This is a genomic window from Lactobacillus taiwanensis (assembly GCF_017894345.1).
Lineage (GTDB): Bacteria > Bacillota > Bacilli > Lactobacillales > Lactobacillaceae > Lactobacillus > Lactobacillus taiwanensis.
The window spans coordinates 1,214,109-1,232,138 of record NZ_CP059276.1 but is presented as its reverse complement, the minus strand read 5'-3'; the positions used below and the strand labels follow the sequence as shown (position 1 = coordinate 1,232,138).

Sequence of the window (18,030 nt, the reverse complement as noted above, 5' to 3'; positions counted from 1 at the left end):
AATTTTTCTTTATTTTTGAATATTTATATTCATAGTGTAACAAAGCAGAAAAGAAGAAAACAAAAAAGTCTTTCCAAAATAGGAAAGACTTTTGTAGTGAAGCGATAATATTAAAGCTTCTTGTTGTACCATTCAACGATAAGAGCTTCATCAACTTCTGGTTCCATTTCGTCACGTTCTGGGAGACGAACTAAAGTACCAGTCATCTTGCTGTCGTCAAATGAAACAAATGGTGGACGTGATACAACTGCATCTAAAGCGTCCTTAACTTGTTGCAAGTTCTTTGACTTTTCTCTTAAGCTGATCTCTTGACCAACTTTAACTTCGTATGAAGGAATGTCAACACGCTTGCCATCTACTAAGATGTGACCGTGGTTAACAAGTTGTCTAGCTTGTTCTCTAGTTGAAGCTAAACCTAAACGGTAAACGATGTTGTCTAAACGTCTTTCAAGTAAAGCCATAAAGTTAACACCGTGCTTCCCTTCACGAATCTTGCCGGCACGGATGAATAAGTTTTGGAATTGACGTTCATTTAAACCAAACATCCAACGTAACTTTTGCTTTTCCTTCAATTGTTGACCATATTCAGAAACCTTAGCACGGTTGTTAGGACCATGATCACCAGGTGCGTAGTTACGACGGCTAATTTCCTTACCAGTACCTGAAAGTGAGATACCTAAGCGTCTTGAACGTTTCCAACTTGGACCAGTATATCTTGACATAAAAAATCCTCCATAAAAAATAATAATTTTTTGGAGTAAAATATGAGAAATAAGTTCAACATTCGTGCATCTCGAGTTGTATGTTTCGCCCAGTGCAGCGCGGGTTACTCGTTCACTAAACGCCTCAAGATGTTGACGTTCTTGTCACTTATTGCTGCAAATATTTTACACGAAGACTATTATAGTAAGAAATATACTTTAAAGCAAGTAAAAATAAGGATTTTCTGGCTAGCATTAAGGGGAAGTCTGGTATAATTAAAATAAAATATGGAGGGTATTATGTCATCAGGGTTATCTATTCTTATTATTGTATTATTAATTGCTATAATTGTTGCTATTGCTACAGTTGTAATCTTTAATAAATATTTTAATCACCAGATTGCAGAACTGGATGCATTAACTGATGAACTGAGGAACCTTAGTGTCGAAGAAGATATAAAACGCCTGAAAAAAATGGAATTAGCTGGTAAAAGTTTAGAAACTTTTAAAAGATGGCAGAAAGTATATCAGAAAGTTGATACTAAGGATGTTGGCGAGTTAAAGCATATACTTGAGCAAGCTGCTGGACTCAATGCAAAATTCAATTTGATAAAGACACATCAATTGATTAAAGAAGCAACAGAATTATTGCAGACCAATCAAGATAATGTTGAACACAGTAAGCAGATATTTACTAATTTGTTAGAAGCAAATCGCGATAATCAAAAACATTACGCTGCTTTATCTAAAGATTATCAACAATTACGTAAGCAGATTTTGTCTCAATCCTTTAATTATGGAAATGCAATTGATCAAATTGAAGAAGATTTGGCGACCTTAGAAAGTGATTTTCAAACAGTAAAAAATCTCTCTGGTGAAGGGGATCATGAGGAAGCTAAGAAAGTATTAATTAAAATTGATACTAAACTTAGTTCATTAAAAGAAGATTTACCAAAAGTAGAAAAATTTGATCAAGAATTAAAGAATGTATTTCCAGATCAATTAAATGAATTGAGCAATACTTATCGTCAAATGATAAAGGATAAGTATAAAATTGAGGAAATTGATGTCTTAGAAGAAATTAAGAACTTACGTGAGCTAGTTGATAATACAAAAAAAGATTTAAATAAATTAGAGCTAACAACAGTTGAAAAGAATAACAAAGAAATTAGTACACGTATTGACAGTTTGTATGATATTTTAACTAAAGAATTTAAAGCTCGACCATTTGTTGATAATAATCAAGATAAGATTGTTCAAATTCTTTCTCACGTAGCTAATGCATCCAATCAACTTGTGGCTAAGTTAGAACATGTTGATCAGAGTTATGAATTGACTCATGGTGAATTAGCTGAAGCTCGACAACTTAAAAGTCAAGTTAATCGAATGAATACGGATTTTGATGTTGATTGTCAAAAAATTGCAGACGGCAATGGGGTTTATTCTCAGATTGAAAATAAATGGCTGACAATGTTGAATAACTTGAAAGAAATTGAAAAAACTGAAAAGAGATTATCAGGCGATGTAGATGGATTGTTTGATGCAGAGAAGATTGCTAATGATTCTATTATTCACTTCAAACAAGAAATTTCTTTAATTTATCGAAAAGTTGAAAGACGTCAATTGCCGGGCAAACCTGAAAGCTTTATTCAGATGTACACTTTGGTCTTAAATGAAGTTAAGCATACAGACAATGAATTAAATCAAGTTCGAATAAATATGGAAAAAATTTCTAGTGAATTAATCCAGATCCAAGAAGATATTAAGCGTCTGAAGAAAGAAGCTGATGAAATTCTAAATTCAGCTGATTTAGTTGAGCTGACTATGCAGTATTCGAATAAATATATTTCAAATCCTGGGATTAAGCGTGCTCGTAAAGAGGCATATGACTTATATCAAAATAAATATGAATATAAGGAAGCTTTAGACATTATTGCTACAGCTTTAGAAAAAGTAGAGCCAGGAAGCTATCAAAGAATTGAAAAAGAATACTATAGTGAACAAGAAGAAGACGAAGAAGAGTAAATCATTGAAGCCATAGAGTTTTTAAGTTAATATTTTATATGATTATCGAACGACCATCTTGATGGTCGTTTTTTAGGGGAGAAAGAAAAATTGATCTATTTTGATAATAGTGCTACAACGGCTGTCTATCCTGCAGCTTTAGAAACATACGATAAGGTAACAAAAAATATCTGGGGAAATCCTTCAAGTTTGCACAAAATGGGAGATCGTTCCCATCAACTTTTGGAAGCATCAAGAAAGCAAATTGCTACTTTGTTAAATGTAAAGCCTTATGAAATATTTTTTACTTCAAGTGGAAGTGAATCAGATAATTGGGCAATTAAGGGAACTGCTTTAGCAAAAAAAGAATTTGGAAACCATATTATTACCTCAAGTGTGGAACACGCAGCCGTTTCTAACTCGGTGCGTGCACTCGAAAATCTGGGGTTTAGAGTAACTGTATTACCTGTAAATAAAAATGGTCAAGTTAGTCCAGATGATTTAAAGGCTGCTCTTGATAAAGATACTATTTTGGTTTCTATCATGGGTGTTAATAATGAAATTGGTGCAATTCAGCCAATTAGAGAAATTAGTGACATATTAGAAGATTATCCAAACGTTACTTTTCACGTTGATAATGTTCAAGCACTCGGAAAAAATATTTGGGATGAAGTTTTTACCAATCGAGTAGATTTAATGAGCTTGTCAGCTCATAAGTTTCATGCTCCTCGTGGTGTAGGGATTCTTTATAAAAAAGAAGGCAAGATGATTAAGCCATTAATTGATGGTGGAGGACAAGAGAAAGGTTTACGCTCTAGTACTGAAAACTTACCAGCAATAGCTGCAACCGCCAAGGCAATGCGTTTATACTTGTCTGATGAAGAAAAGAATGCAAAGCAAGAACTAGCACTAAAAGAAAAGATCACCTCTTACCTAGATGGAAAACCGGGAATTCATGTTTTTTCACCAATATCTGAGAAGTTTATTCCTAGTATTTTATGTTTTTCCTTAGAAGGAATTCGCGGAGAAACATTGGTTCATACTCTTGAATCGAATGATATTTATGTATCTACTACTAGTGCATGCTCTTCAAGAAGTGGTGTTGAAAGTGGAACTTTAAATGCAATGAAAGTAGAGGATGATTTAGCTACTGGAGCAATTAGATTAAGTTTCGATCCAAGTAATACAATCGAAGAAGCCGAGCAATTTATTGCAGTCTTTGATAAAATATATAAGCACTTCGCTGAAATTAATCATTTGAAATAAGGTGAAACTATGCAATATACAGAAGTAATGGTTCGTTATGGCGAACTATCCACTAAAGGAAAAAATCGTAAAGATTTTATTGGAAGATTGGCTGGTAATGTAACTCGAGCATTGCAAGATTTTCCAGAAATTGAAATTCATCCGAAACATGATCGAATGCATATTGTTTTAAACGGTGCTCCTTTTGACAAGATTGATCAACGTTTGAAACTTGTATTTGGTATTCAAACATATTCGCCAACTGTAAAAGTTGAAAAAAATCTCGATGCTATTAAAAAGGCATCTTTAGAATTAATGCAGGCAACTTTTAAAGATGGTATGACTTTTAAAGTTAATACTAGACGTAGCGATCATGATTTTGAATACGATACGAATCAATTAAATGCCATGGTTGGTGACTATCTATTTGATAATATGGATAACTTAAAGGTTAAAATGAAGAAACCTGACTTGGTTTTGAGAATTGAAGTTCGCCAAGATGCTATTTATATTTCAAATCAACTTCTTTATGGTGCAGGTGGAATGCCAGTTGGTACAGCAGGTCGAGCAGTTATGATGCTATCAGGTGGAATTGATTCTCCAGTAGCTTCTTATTTAGCAATGAAGCGTGGAGTTGAAATTGATATGGTTCACTTCTTTAGTCCACCATATACTACTGAAAAGGCACTCGCTAAAGCAAAAGAACTTACTGGAATTTTAGCTAATTATTCTGGAAAGATTAACTTTATTGCAGTACCTTTTACTGAAATTCAAGAACAAATTAAGGAGAAATTACCAGAAGGCTATTTGATGACTATTCAACGTCGTTTTATGCTTCAATTGGCGGATCGTATTCGCGCAATGCGTGGCGGTCTAGCTATCTTTAACGGCGAATCGGTTGGACAAGTGGCTTCTCAGACATTAGAATCTATGGTTGCAATCAATGATGTAACTTCAACACCAGTTCTTCGTCCTGTAGCTACAATGGATAAAACAGAAATTATCAAATTGGCTGAACAAATTGGTACATTTGACCTTTCAATTGAACCATTTGAGGATTGTTGTACAATTTTTGCTCCACCACGTCCTAAGACTAAGCCAAAGCTAGATGAAGCACGTAAATTAGAAAATAGACTTGATGCTGAAGGAATGATTCAGCGTGCTATTGATGGAATGGAAATTACTCCAATTTATCCAAATCAAAAATTCTTAGATGACAAGGCTGAAGAAGACGCAGAATTATTATAAAAAGAGTGCTGGCAGACGCCGGCGCTTTTTTATTTAAGAAAGATAAAATAAATGAGAATTGATAAATATTTAGCCAATATGAATGTTGGTTCGCGCAAAGAAGTTCACAGCATATTAAAACAGGGCGTAGTTACTGTTAATGGAGAAGTTGTAACTGTACCTAAAAAGCAAGTTAAAGAAACTGATGAAATTGCTGTTAATGGTAATGAAATCACATATAAAAAGTATCATTATTTTTTATTGAATAAACCCAAGGGAATTATTTCGGCAACTGAAGATAGAAGTCAAAGAACTGTTATTTCCTTACTTAAGGCTAAAGATCGTTATCAAAATATAGCACCTGTCGGAAGGTTAGATAAGGATACAACTGGTTTATTAATTTTAACAAATGATGGACCTTTAGCACATGAATTGTTAGCTCCTAATAAACATGTTGCTAAAGTATACCAAGCTCAAATTGCTGGTGTAGCAGATCAGAAAACTGTTGAAAAATTTGCTCAAGGATTAATTTTAGGTGATGGAACTAAGTTAAAATCGGCCAAACTAAAGATTTTAGAACAGGATCAAGATAATAATCTGTCACGAATTGAGATTGAGATACAAGAAGGAAAGTATCATCAAATTAAGCGAATGTTTGGAGCAGTTGGTATGAAAGTATTGGAACTAGATAGAATCTCAATGGGAAAATTGCATTTACCTGCTGATTTAAAGCGTGGGGAATATAAAGAGATTGGTCTAGCTGAAATTAAGTAAACGATAATTGACATACTTTAGAAAGATTAAGATGAAAAGATTTACTTTTGCTATTTTTTTACTATTTCTTGTTTTTCCTTTTTCTTGCGGCTTTTTAAATATAGCGCATCGAGGGGATAATGAAAATGGTAAGTATGCAGAACATAGTTGGGTGGCTTATGATCGTGCAGTTGGTGCACATGTAGATTATTTAGAACTTGATTTACAAAAGACTGCGGACAATATTTTGGTTGTTAGTCATGATGAAAATATGAGTCGCGTTTTTGGAATTGATAAAAATATTAAAGATTATCCGTATCGAAAACTAAATATATATATAAATCAAAATAATGAATCAATGCATAGTCTTGAAGATGTTTTTAGGCGCTATCAAAATTCAAATGTCAAGTTTATGATTGAGCCTAAAGGTGACGATGATACTAAATTGTTACTGCAATTAATAAAAAAATATCAGTTAGAAAAGCGTGTTTTATTAGAATCTTTTTCTAAAGACGCCCTGTTAACTTGTTCAAGAGTGAGTCCTCAAATTCCAACTACGCAATTATCTGGAGATTATGAATCAATATCTTTGCCTAAATATTATGCAAATAATTTTTATTCTGAAAAAACTGCAAATTATTTAAATGTACATCAAAAAGGGTATTTGCTCTGGGGCGTTAATACAGTAGATCAAATGAAGCAATTTGTGCAGCCAGAAGCAGGAGTATCAGGAATTTTGACTGATTTTTCTATTAAACTGGCGACTGTTCTACATGCAAATGATGTCTTTAAGAGATACTATGAATCAGTTTCTTATCCAAGCAACAATATCTCTGGAGACATATTGTTAAAAAATGGTAGACGAGTATATGCTGATCAGGTTAAATTAAAGGGAAATAAGCTTTATTATCATGCTAAACCAGATTTATGGATAAATTATAGTGATTTAAAGAATTCAAATAATTCTGCGCCACAAGCAAAGACTGGAAAAATCACACTTCGAAAGAAAACTGCTATCTATACTGATCCTTCATTTGAGAAAAATTCTGGTAGAAAATTAGCTGCTAATAGTGCCTGGAATTATTTCGCAGTGAAAAAAGTCGCCGGAAAAACTGCTTATAATCTGGGTGGTTCGCAATGGATAAGACAATAAAAAATATTGCTAGCTTAAGTAAAACATGATAAACTTATAATCAACATATAGGGAGTAACCGGCAGAGAATGTACTTATGGCGTCAGAACGAAATTAATTTTCCGCTGTAAGTTTAAATGGTGAGACTATTGGCTAAACGTTTTTGTTCAGACAATGGTCTCTTTTTTTATGCCAGAGTCTGGTTTTCCTATTAGATGGAGGTTCTTGTGAAAGCATACTATCGTGAAAGTAAAGAAGAGGTTTTGAAAGAACTGGGAGCTAATGAACAACATGGCTTGACCAATAAAGCGGCTCAAGAAAAATTAGCTCAAGTAGGGCCAAATGCCTTAGTAGAAGGTAAGAAAAAGAGCATTTTAGAAGTCTTTTTAGAACAATTTAAGGACTTGATGGTCATTATTCTAATTGTTGCAGCTATTATCTCCGCATTTACTGGTAACTTGGAAAGTACTGCAGTTATTATTGTTGTGTTAATCTTAAATGCTATTTTAGGAACAGTACAGCATGTTAAAGCTGAAAAGTCGCTAGAGGCTTTAAAATCTTTATCTGCTCCTGCAGCTAAGGTTTTACGAGATGGCAAGAAACAAGAAATTGCTGCAAAAGACGTAGTTCCTGGGGATATCCTTTTACTTGAGGCAGGAGATTTAGTGACTGCTGATGGTAGAATTTTAGATAATTTTTCATTGCAAGTTAATGAAAGTTCGTTAACTGGTGAATCAACTAATATTGATAAGTTAGATACAACATTTGATAAAGAAGTTCCTTTGGGTGATCGAGTAAACATGGTTTATTCTAGTTCGCTTGTAACGTATGGACGGGCAAATGTCTTAGTTACAGCAACTGGAATGAATACTGAGATTGGTAAGATTGCGACTTTGATGAATGAAACTAAAGAGCGTAGAACGCCACTACAAGTTTCACTTGATCAATTTTCATCTCGTTTAGCAACCGCAATTCTTATTTTCTGTGCTTTGATCTTAGGTCTTCAAATGTGGCGTGGTCAGCCGTTGCTCGACGCTCTTTTATTTGCTGTTGCTTTAGCTGTTGCTGCTATTCCCGAAGCTTTGAGTTCGATTGTAACAATTGTACAAGCAATGGGTACGCAAAAAATGGCTAAAGAACATGCTATTATCAAAAACTTAGCAGCTGTTGAATCTTTGGGGTCGGTTTCTGTAATATGTTCTGATAAAACTGGAACTTTAACTCAAAATAAGATGACTGTTGAAGATATTTATATCGGCGGTAAAGTTCTTAAGCCTGAAGAGCTTAATTTGAGTAATCAGTTACATCGTTATTTACTATATGACGTAGTTTTAAATAATGATGCTAGTTTATCTGATGGCAAGAAAATTGGAGATCCAACAGAATCAGCGTTGCTTGAAATGTATCGCAAAGTTCCAGGCATTAATCTTGGAGATGGAAAGTTAGGCTTATCGGAAAGTGAATTAAGAAATCATTTGGATCGTTTAGAAGAAGTACCATTTGACTCTGACCGTAAGTTAATGAGTACTAAGCATCTAATTCATACTATTCCAACAATTTTTGTTAAAGGTGCAATTGATGTTTTACTTAAGCGCTGTGTAAATATTCGTTTTGGGGATGAAGTACGTCCAATTACTGAGCAAGATAGAAAAGATATTTTGGCTCAAAATAATCATTTTTCAGAAAATGGTTTAAGAGTACTTGCTTTTGCTTATAAAGAAAGTGATGAAGAACTCTCTGCTGATACTGAAAAAGATTTAACTTTTATTGGTTTAGTTTCTGAAATGGATCCGCCTAGAGAAGAAAGTGTAGCAGCCGTTGCTCGTGCTAAAGAAGCAGGAATTAGAACAGTAATGATCACTGGGGATCATAAGGTAACTGCTGTAGCTATTGCTAAGAAGATTGGCATTTTTAACGACGGAGATATTGCTTTAACTGGTTTGGAGTTAGATGCTTTAAGTGATGAAGAACTAGACCAAGAAATTGAGAAAGTTGCAGTTTATGCTCGTGTTTCTCCAGAAAACAAAATTAGAATTGTTAACGCATGGCAAAGAAAAGACCATATTGTATCAATGACTGGAGATGGTGTGAACGACGCTCCCGCTCTTAAAAAGGCTGACGTTGGTGTGGCAATGGGTATCACAGGTACAGAAGTATCAAAAGATGCAGCAAGTATGATTTTAACTGATGATAACTTCGCGACAATTATTAAGGCTGTAGCAAATGGTAGAACAGTTTATGAAAATATCAAAAATGCGATTGGTTACTTACTATCAGGTAACTTATCGGCAATTATTACTGTTTTATTTGCTTCAATTGCTGGATTGCCAGTACCATTTGTTGCGGTGCAACTTTTATTCATTAACTTAGTGACTGACTCTCTTCCAGCTTTAGCAATCGGAATGGAGCCAGGAAACCCTGATATTTTAAAGCGTAAACCACGCGATCCAAAGGCTAATCTGTTAGATAAACCGTTTGTTACTCAAATCAGTACGCAAGGCTTCTTAATTTCATTGAGTGTCATTGCAGCCTTCTTAATTGGTTTGAAAGATAGTCCTGCAATTGCATGTACTATGGCCTTTTCAACTTTAACATTTGCACGTCTGCTTCACGGTTTTAACTGCCGTTCACAACATAGCATTTTTAAAATTGGATTTAAAAATAACTGGTATAGTTTAGCTGCTTTTGCTTTAGGTAGTATACTTTTAGCTTTGATTCTATTTGTACCAGCACTTCACAGCCTATTTGCAGTTCAACCATTAAGCGCACAAGAAGTTTGGCTGATTGTGGTTTTAGCAATTATTCCAACTATTTTAATTCAAGTTGTAAAAGTAATTAGAGAAAACAGAGGTTAATTCTTACCTTTTATCTTGTTTTCTTTCATGCTATAATCATAAACAAAGCAAGAATCAAGAGGAGTAATTTTCATACTACAGAGAAAAGTCATTATGCTGAGAGACTTAGAGAAATTTACTAGTAGCTTGATTAGCTGATTAATTGAACTTTAGTAGGTTAATCCGGATACTTCAGCACCGTTACCGCTTATAAGAGAGATATTTGTATATCTAATCGTAGGTGGTACCGCGGAAAATTTCGTCCTAGACAATTATTGTCTAGGACTTTTTTATTGGAGGAATTTTAATGACAGATTTAGCACCTAAATATAATCCAAATGAAGTTGAAAAGGGAAGATATCAAGAGTGGCTTGATGAAGACTTATTTAAGCCATCTGGTGATAAAAAGGCACATCCTTATTCAATTGTTATTCCACCACCAAATGTAACTGGTAAACTTCACTTGGGTCATGCGTGGGATACAGCAATTCAAGATACACTTATTCGTTTTAAGCGTATGCAAGGTTACGATACTCTTTATCTTCCAGGAATGGATCATGCAGGTATTGCAACTCAGGCCAAAGTTGAAGCTAAGCTTCGTAAACAAGGCAAAGATCGCCACCAAATGGGACGTGAAGCTTTTGTTAAGCAAGTTTGGGACTGGAAAGACGAATACGCAAATATTATCAAAGGCCAATGGGCTAAAATGGGACTTTCACTTGATTATTCAAGAGAAAGATTCACTTTGGACAAAGGACTTTCTAAAGCAGTTAAAAAAGTATTTGTTCAACTATATAATGAAGGCTTAATTTACCGCGGTGAATACATTATTAACTGGGATCCAGAATTGCAAACTGCTCTTAGTGATATTGAAGTTATTCACAAAGATGACAAGGGTGCATTTTACCATGTGAAATATCCATTTGCAGATGGATCAGGCTTTGTTGAAATTGCAACTACACGTCCTGAAACTATGTTTGGTGATACTGCTGTTGCTGTTGCACCAGGAGATGAACGCTACAAGAATATTGTTGGTAAAGAATTAGTACTTCCACTTGTTGGTCGCCATATTCCAATTATTGAAGATCAACACGTGGATCCAGAATTTGGTACTGGTTTAGTTAAGATCACTCCAGCACATGATCCTAATGACTTCCAAGTGGGTAATCGTCATAATCTTGAAAGAATCAACGTAATGAACGATGATGGAACAATGAACGAAGAAGCTGGCAAGTATGCTGGTATGGATCGTTTTGAAGCTCGTGAAGCTTTAGTTAAGGATCTTAAAGAAGAAGGCTATCTAATTAAAGTAGAACCAATTGTCCACTCTGTTGGTCACTCTGAACGCTCTGGTGTACAGGTTGAGCCAAGACTTTCTAAACAATGGTTTGTTAAGATGAAGCCTCTTGCTGAAGAAGTACTTAAGAACCAAAAGACAGACGGTAAGGTTAACTTTGTTCCTGAAAGATTTGAAGGAACTTTAAATCACTGGATGGAAGATGTTCATGATTGGGTAATTTCTCGTCAATTATGGTGGGGTCACCGTATTCCTGCTTGGTACAACAAGAAGACTGGTGAAACTTACGTTGGTGAAGAAGCACCTAAGGATATTGAAAACTGGGAACAAGATCCAGATGTACTTGATACTTGGTTCTCAAGTGCTTTATGGCCATTTTCAACTTTAGGTTGGCCAGATACTGACAATCCAGACTTTAAGCGCTACTTCCCAACTAATACTTTAGTTACCGGATATGACATTATTTTCTTCTGGGTATCAAGAATGATCTTCCAAGGTCTTCACTTTACTAAGAAGCGTCCATTTAAAGATGTTGTTTTACATGGTTTGATGCGTGACGAACAGGGACGTAAGATGAGCAAGTCACTTGGTAATGGTGTTGATCCGATGGATGTTGTTGATAAGTATGGTGCTGATGCTGTACGTTGGTTCTTGTTAAATGGGACTGCTCCTGGTCAAGACACTCGTTATGATCCAAAGAAATTGGCTGCTGCATGGAACTTCATCAACAAGATCTGGAATGCAAGCCGTTTTGTAATTATGAACTTGCCAGAAGATGCAAAACCTGCTCATATGCCAGATACTACTAAGTTTGACTTGGCGGATAGTTGGATTTTTGATAGATTAAACCATACTGTTGCTGAAGTTACTCGTTTATTTGATGAGTATAAGTTTGGTGAAGCTGGTCGTGAACTTTATAACTTTATTTGGAATGACTTCTGTGACTGGTACATCGAAATTTCTAAGGTTGCCTTAAATGGTGATGATGAAGAATTAAAGACTAGAAAGCAAGAAAACTTAATTTGGATTCTTGATCAAATCTTACGTTTAATGCACCCAATTATGCCATTTGTTACTGAAAAATTATGGCTTTCAATGCCACATGAAGGTAAGTCAATTATGACTGCAGAATATCCAGAAACTCATGTAGAATTTGAAAATAAACAAGCAGATAATGATATGGCATTCTTAATTGAAGTGATTAAAGCTGTACGTAATATCCGCATGGAAGTTAACGCACCAATGTCTTCTCAAATTGATATCATGATTCAATTAGATGATGAAGCAAACAAGCATATCTTAGATGAAAATGTAGATTACGTAGAAAACTTTTTACATCCTAAAGATTTGCAAGTTGCAGCAGATATTGAGGCACCAAAACTTGCTAAGACAGCTGTAATTCCAGGAGCTCAAATTTTTGTTCCATTAACTGAATTAGTCAATGTAGACGATGAAATTAAGAAGATGGAAAAAGAAGAAAAACGTCTTGAAGAAGAAGTTATAAGAGCTGAAAAGAAGCTTTCAAATCAAGGATTTGTTGCTCATGCTCCAGAAGCAGTTGTAAATAAAGAAAAAGAAAAGAAGGCTGACTACGAAAGTCAACTTGCTGGTGTTCGTGAACGTATGAAAGAATTGAAGGAAAGTAAATAGATTGAAATTTACTAATGTTGACCAAGTAATTAAAAGAATATATTCTTTACCTAAACTTCATCCTAAAAATGATCTAAGCTATATCAAAAGGGTTTTAAAACAGTTAGGTAATCCTCAAGATAGTGTTAAGACAATTCATGTTACCGGGACTAATGGTAAAGGGTCAACATCCTATTATTTGAGTAATTTATTGCAAAAGGCCGGTCAAAAGACTGGCCTTTTTGTGTCTCCTTATATATATGAATTTAACGAGAGAATTCAGCTAAATGGGAGAAATATTAGTAATGACAAGCTAATTAAAGTTGCTAATGAAATAGAAGTAGCAATAGATGCTCTGAAAAAAGTTGATCCTAGTTTTTCTTTAGTAACGTTTGAATATGAAGTAGCTTTGGCTTTTCAATTCTTTGCTCAAGAGAAATGTGATTATGCTGTAATTGAAGTAGGAATTGGTGGAAAGCATGATAAAACTAATGTGATTACTCCCGAAGTAAGTGTGATTACGACTATTGGTTTAGATCATGAAAAAATCATTGGTCCTACTTTAACTGATATTGCTCAAGAAAAAAGTGGAATAATTAAAGAAAAAAGACCGGTTGTATTAGGAAATATACCTAAAGATGTTTTAGAAATATTGCTCAATAAAGCAAAACAAGAAACAGCAGAATCATTTTTATTAGGACGAGATTTTCAGGTGAAATTGACTGAAAAGGCGATAAAATATAATGATTCACAGCAAGAATATACTTTTTTATCCCGTCCACTAGTTGAAGCTTATGATATTGGAATTGCAGTTAAAGCCGTGCAATTGTTGAATATTAGGTTAAATAAAAAGACAGTTGAGAATGCTATTAATGAAACTAAGATTCCTGGGAGATATGAAGTAGTTCAAAATAAGCCAGAGATCATTGTTGATGGTGCACATAATTTACAGGCGATGTCTAATTTGCTAAATTTGGTAAGACAAAAGAAGAAAGAAAAAGTTTATGTGCTACTGGGAATGATGAAAGATAAAGATTTAGGCCCAGTTATTGACCTATTTGAAGATGAAAAAGTTACATTGACTAGAATTGATTATCCAAGAGCTGCTAGGTTAGAAGATTTTCCAAAAGAAGCTCAAGAAAAATATGACTATGAAGATAATTTTAAAAAGGCGTTTACTAATTTAAAGAATAAATTGAATTCAAATGATATGCTATTAGTGACGGGATCTTTTTACTTAGTAGGTGCAATTCTAAATTGTTGCAGAAGGGATAAATAATGAAGGTTGAAAATATATCTGAGCCTATCAAAGGTGTAATTTTTGATATGGATGGTCTGCTAGTTAATTCTGAGAAGTTATACTGGGATGCAAATATTGTCGCTGCAAAAGAAGCTAATTTAGACATTCCAGATGATAGTTATTTGAAATTGGTTGGCTCTTCAGTTAAAGAAATGGAAGATTTCTATCATAGACATTTTAAAACCGACGCGGATCGAGATAAGTTTATTAAAAGAACTGATGAACTGGTATGGCAATGGACTGATGAAGGTAAGCTTAAACTGCAACCAGGAGTAAAAGAGACCTTGACTTTGTTTAAAGAAAGAAATGTAAAGCTTGCCATTGCCTCTAGTAATTATGATGAAGTAGTAACTCATAACTTAGATGTTTTAAAAATAAGAGATTACTTTGATTTTTATTTAAGTTATAAGGATGTAGAGGCGGGAAAGATAAAGGCGAAACCTGCGCCAGACATATATTTATTAGCTGCAGAAAAAATGAAGCTTTCAAAAAATAATTTATTAGTGTTTGAAGACTCAAGTACAGGAGTTGCATCAGCAAGTGCTGCGGGTCTAAAATGCATAATGGTTCCAGATTTGAAAGAACCAACTAATATTGATAGAAAAAATGCTACATTCATTTGCAAAGATTTTTATACTTTTATTGAAAAAATTGAGTAGTTTTTTCGTAATAAATATCAAAGGAGTATTTGATATTTATGAAAAAAGAAGAATTATTGCAAACAGATATTGATTTAGTGAAAAAATTAGCCAGATCACTAGAGAAAAAAGATATTATTACATTTGACGGATTATTTGAAAAGTTAAATGAAATAGAAATAAATAGTTTTAAGGATTTATGGCAATTTGCAGCTAGCCCTAAGTGTAATAATGAAATAGCCGTTTTGCTTCAACTAATTTTGGAACGTGTTAAGAGTGTAAATAATAAAAAGGTCGAAAGTTTCTATTCTAGTTCTCAGGTTGGTTGCTATATAGCAGATAAATTATGCGGTAGGCAACAAGAAGAGTTATATGGTATTTATCTAGACTCTAAGAATAAAATTATTGCTGAGAAATTAATTTTTCAAGGAACTGTGAACCGAGCAGTAGCGCACCCTAGAGACATCTTTCGCTGGGCGGTAATCTATAATAGTACTGCATTTTTTGTGGCACACAATCATCCAAGTGGAGATGAGCAGCCGTCTCAACATGATCTGCGTTTTACTAAAAAATTGGTAGAAGCAAGTAAATGTATGGGAATAGACTTTCTAGATCACTTTATTGTGACTGATAATACTTACTTAAGTTTTCGAGAAATGGAACTTCTTTAAGTCTTCTTTAAGTATGGGCAAATTTCCTTAAAGCAAATTTTTACATTAGAGTTTCTATGCTATAATATCTAAGACTAAATAAAGATACGATTTAGGCTAAAATAATTAAAGAGATAAATTTAAGGAGAGATTTTGCGTGTTTGGATTAGGATCTAAAAATATTGGGATTGATTTGGGAACTGCCAACACACTCGTTTATATTGAAGGTAAGGGTATTGTTTTACGCGAACCTTCTGTTGTTGCTAAAAACACTCAAACGGGTGAAGTTATTGCTGTTGGTTCAGAAGCCAAGGAAATGATTGGTAGAACTCCTGGATCAATTGTTGCTATTCGTCCAATGAAGGATGGAGTTATTGCGGATTATGATACAACTGCTGTGATGCTTAAATACTTTATGGAAAAAACAGTTGGTAATTCAAAGCCAGTAGCTATGATTTGTGTGCCTTCTGGAGTAACAGAAGTTGAAAAGAGAGCCGTAATTGATGCTGCTAGAGTTGCAGGCGCACGTGAAGCATATGTAATTGAAGAACCATTTGCAGCTGCAATTGGTGCTGGTCTTCCTGTTATGGATCCAACAGGATCGATGGTTGTTGATATTGGTGGTGGAACTACTGATGTAGCAACTATTTCATTAGGTGGTATTGTTTCTTCTCGTTCTACTAGAATGGCTGGCGACAAGTGGAATAGTGCAATTGCAACTTACATTCACCAAAATTACAACTTGTTAATTGGTGAAAGAACTGCTGAAACTATTAAGATTCAAATTGCTTCTGCTTCAGTAGAAAAGGCAAAAGAAATTGAATCTATGAATATTCGTGGTCGTGACCTAGTAACAGGATTGCCAAAATCAATTGATATTAATGCGGAAGATGTTGCAAAAGCTATTCAAGAAGTAGTACAAAATATTATCGTAGCTATTAAAGAGACTTTAGAAGAAACATCTCCAGAAATTGCTGCTGATGTTATCGATCATGGTATTGTGTTAACTGGTGGTGGGGCTCTTTTGAAGAACTTACCAGAAGTTATTTCAGACGCTACTAAAGTTCCAGTCTTTATTGCTCAAGATCCACTTGATTGTGTTGCAATTGGTACCGGTGAATCTCTCAAAAATATTGAAGTTATGCGTAAGAGACGTTAATTTAGAGGCCGGCGTAAAAGCCGGTCTTTTTTATTAACTTTTAAATTAGGAAGATAGTAGTAGATGAAAAAATTCTTCAAAAACAAAAAGTTACTGACAATTTTTGTGATAGTTATTTTAGTTTTAAGTATGTTATCTATTTCTGTTCGCTTACGTAATAAGAGACAGTCACCTTTCTTAGTTCAGAAAATTGGTAATGATACAGTCTCTATTGTTACTAGAGTAGTTAACTGGCCCATAAATTTAGTTTCTAATGGCGTTGCCAATGTTGAGGATCTATTTAACGCTCAAGCTGAAAATGATCACTTGAAAAAACAAATTGATAACCTGGCTCAAACTAAAGCTCGTAATAGTTCACTTGAAGCTGAAAACACGCAATTAAAGCAAGCATTAAAGTTAAAGAAAACATTAACTGACTACACTATTATTAACGGCTCCGTAATTTCACGTGCTGCAGATACTTGGTCCGATTTGTTAATTATCGATCAAGGATCAAGAGCTGGTGTTAAAAAGAATATGCCGGTTATGTCAGGTAAAGGTGTTATCGGACGAATAGTAGAAGTAAACAGTACTACCTCTAAAGTTGAATTGATTACTACAACTGATAAATCAACAAATAAATTTGCTGTAGAAGCGGATGCAGCTAATGGTAAAAAGGTTCATGGGGTAATATCAGTTGGGGAAAATAATCAATTGGCATTTACTCAAGTTGTTGATGGCCAAAAGTTAAAAAAGGGTACGCGCGTTTATACTAGTGGCATGGGTGGTTTATCACCAAAAGGATTATTAGTAGGTACAGTAAAAAAAACAACGCGTGATACTTTTGGTCTATCTGACGTTGTTGAAATTCAACCTGCTGGAAATCTCAATGATCCGTCTGTTGTGTCTGTAATTAAAAGAAAGGTTGAAGAGTAATGGCAATATTGCGTCGATGGTATGTAGCTATTGCCTTATTTATGGCGCTAATCTTAGATGGGGTATTAGCCTATAATTTACAGACTTTTATTTTTCATAGAAGTTTTTCTGGAAGCTGCTGGCTAACAGTTGTTGGTATCACTTTAATAGCTTTATGTGATGATAAAAATGATGCAAATATTTGGCTTTGCTTGGGTTTAGGAATTATTGCCGATCTTTATTATTTGGGCATTATCGGAATTTATACTGTTGCTTTTCCTTTGATCTGCTTTTTTATTGAGAAAAGTGCTAGATTTCTTCCTGAAGTATTCTGGTTTCGTCTGTTGATCTGCTTAGTTACTTATCTTTGTGTAAGTGTCTATGTCTTTTTAATGCTAAATCTGACAGGCCTAATTCAACTATCTTTTGCTAGTTTTACACATAGTATTTTACCTAATTTACTATGGTGTTTAATTTTAGCTATATGTACATACTGGTTCTGGGTGAAACTTGCAGAAGACTATCCATTTTTGAAAAAAGAGTATTATTTTTAAATAAACTAAAAAG

At 34.3% G+C, this 18,030-nt stretch carries 14 protein-coding genes and 1 other annotated feature; of the genes, 13 read left to right on the top strand and 1 reads right to left on the bottom strand.

Annotated elements, in window-relative coordinates; all coding sequences use genetic code 11:
* Positions 1 to 110: 110 nt before the first annotated feature.
* Complete coding sequence (gene rpsD / locus H1A07_RS05895; protein ID WP_057719441.1) at positions 111 to 722, bottom strand: 30S ribosomal protein S4; 612 nt, start codon at positions 720 to 722, stop codon at positions 111 to 113.
* Between the two features lie 279 nt (positions 723 to 1,001).
* Between rpsD and ezrA the strand changes: the two genes are divergently transcribed.
* From ezrA to mreD, 13 genes are all read left to right on the top strand, one after another.
* Positions 1,002 to 2,726 carry a septation ring formation regulator EzrA gene (gene ezrA / locus H1A07_RS05890; protein ID WP_210144681.1) on the top strand — a complete coding sequence of 575 codons (1,725 nt, stop codon included), beginning with the start codon at positions 1,002 to 1,004 and terminating at the stop codon, positions 2,724 to 2,726.
* Positions 2,727 to 2,816: 90 nt separating this feature from the next.
* Positions 2,817 to 3,971 (top strand): cysteine desulfurase family protein, encoded by a 1,155-nt coding sequence (locus tag H1A07_RS05885; protein WP_210144680.1) that lies wholly within the window; start codon positions 2,817 to 2,819, stop codon positions 3,969 to 3,971.
* A gap of 9 nt (positions 3,972 to 3,980) precedes the next feature.
* Entirely contained in the window at positions 3,981 to 5,198 is a 1,218-nt protein-coding gene (thiI, locus tag H1A07_RS05880; protein WP_210144679.1) for a tRNA uracil 4-sulfurtransferase ThiI, read from the top strand.
* A gap of 51 nt (positions 5,199 to 5,249) precedes the next feature.
* Positions 5,250 to 5,951, top strand: coding sequence for a pseudouridine synthase (locus tag H1A07_RS05875; RefSeq protein WP_210144678.1), 702 nt, complete (start codon positions 5,250 to 5,252; stop codon positions 5,949 to 5,951).
* Between the two features lie 31 nt (positions 5,952 to 5,982).
* Complete coding sequence (locus tag H1A07_RS05870) at positions 5,983 to 7,083, top strand: glycerophosphodiester phosphodiesterase (protein WP_210144677.1); 1,101 nt, start codon at positions 5,983 to 5,985, stop codon at positions 7,081 to 7,083.
* A 206-nt stretch (positions 7,084 to 7,289) separates the two neighbouring features.
* Positions 7,290 to 9,917 (top strand): cation-translocating P-type ATPase, encoded by a 2,628-nt coding sequence (locus H1A07_RS05865; protein ID WP_210144676.1) that lies wholly within the window; start codon positions 7,290 to 7,292, stop codon positions 9,915 to 9,917.
* Between the two features lie 41 nt (positions 9,918 to 9,958).
* Positions 9,959 to 10,166, top strand: a binding site (T-box leader).
* A gap of 37 nt (positions 10,167 to 10,203) precedes the next feature.
* On the top strand, positions 10,204 to 12,843 hold the full coding sequence (locus H1A07_RS05860; RefSeq protein WP_210144675.1) for a valine--tRNA ligase: 2,640 nt from the start codon (positions 10,204 to 10,206) through the stop codon (positions 12,841 to 12,843).
* Position 12,844: 1 nt separating this feature from the next.
* Positions 12,845 to 14,101 (top strand): bifunctional folylpolyglutamate synthase/dihydrofolate synthase, encoded by a 1,257-nt coding sequence (locus tag H1A07_RS05855; protein ID WP_210144674.1) that lies wholly within the window; start codon positions 12,845 to 12,847, stop codon positions 14,099 to 14,101.
* Positions 14,101 to 14,781: an HAD family hydrolase gene (locus H1A07_RS05850; RefSeq protein WP_210144673.1), complete on the top strand. Its 681-nt coding sequence runs from the start codon at positions 14,101 to 14,103 to the stop codon at positions 14,779 to 14,781. Before H1A07_RS05855 ends, H1A07_RS05850 begins: the two co-directional genes overlap by 1 nt.
* A gap of 38 nt (positions 14,782 to 14,819) precedes the next feature.
* Positions 14,820 to 15,431, top strand: coding sequence for a JAB domain-containing protein (locus tag H1A07_RS05845; protein WP_210144672.1), 612 nt, complete (start codon positions 14,820 to 14,822; stop codon positions 15,429 to 15,431).
* Positions 15,432 to 15,567: 136 nt separating this feature from the next.
* Positions 15,568 to 16,569: a rod shape-determining protein gene (locus H1A07_RS05840; RefSeq protein ID WP_094496582.1), complete on the top strand. Its 1,002-nt coding sequence runs from the start codon at positions 15,568 to 15,570 to the stop codon at positions 16,567 to 16,569.
* Positions 16,570 to 16,632: 63 nt separating this feature from the next.
* Positions 16,633 to 17,484: a rod shape-determining protein MreC gene (gene mreC / locus H1A07_RS05835; RefSeq protein WP_057719429.1), complete on the top strand. Its 852-nt coding sequence runs from the start codon at positions 16,633 to 16,635 to the stop codon at positions 17,482 to 17,484.
* Positions 17,484 to 18,017, top strand: a complete 534-nt coding sequence (mreD, locus tag H1A07_RS05830; RefSeq protein WP_094498499.1) for a rod shape-determining protein MreD — start codon at positions 17,484 to 17,486, stop codon at positions 18,015 to 18,017. The genes mreC and mreD overlap by 1 nt, the downstream gene beginning before the upstream one ends.
* Positions 18,018 to 18,030 lie beyond the last annotated feature (13 nt).

Excerpts from the sequence above, each read along its gene's own strand:
- rpsD (WP_057719441.1), bottom strand. The coding sequence starts at position 722 with ATGTCAAGATATACTGGTCCAAGTTGGAAACGTTCAAGACGCTTAGGT.
- ezrA (WP_210144681.1), top strand. The coding sequence starts at position 1,002 with ATGTCATCAGGGTTATCTATTCTTATTATTGTATTATTAATTGCTATA.
- thiI (WP_210144679.1), top strand. The coding sequence starts at position 3,981 with ATGCAATATACAGAAGTAATGGTTCGTTATGGCGAACTATCCACTAAA.
- H1A07_RS05875 (WP_210144678.1), top strand. The coding sequence starts at position 5,250 with ATGAGAATTGATAAATATTTAGCCAATATGAATGTTGGTTCGCGCAAA.
- H1A07_RS05870 (WP_210144677.1), top strand. The coding sequence starts at position 5,983 with ATGAAAAGATTTACTTTTGCTATTTTTTTACTATTTCTTGTTTTTCCT.
- H1A07_RS05860 (WP_210144675.1), top strand. The coding sequence starts at position 10,204 with ATGACAGATTTAGCACCTAAATATAATCCAAATGAAGTTGAAAAGGGA.
- H1A07_RS05850 (WP_210144673.1), top strand. The coding sequence starts at position 14,101 with ATGAAGGTTGAAAATATATCTGAGCCTATCAAAGGTGTAATTTTTGAT.
- H1A07_RS05845 (WP_210144672.1), top strand. The coding sequence starts at position 14,820 with ATGAAAAAAGAAGAATTATTGCAAACAGATATTGATTTAGTGAAAAAA.
- mreC (WP_057719429.1), top strand. The coding sequence starts at position 16,633 with ATGAAAAAATTCTTCAAAAACAAAAAGTTACTGACAATTTTTGTGATA.
- mreD (WP_094498499.1), top strand. The coding sequence starts at position 17,484 with ATGGCAATATTGCGTCGATGGTATGTAGCTATTGCCTTATTTATGGCG.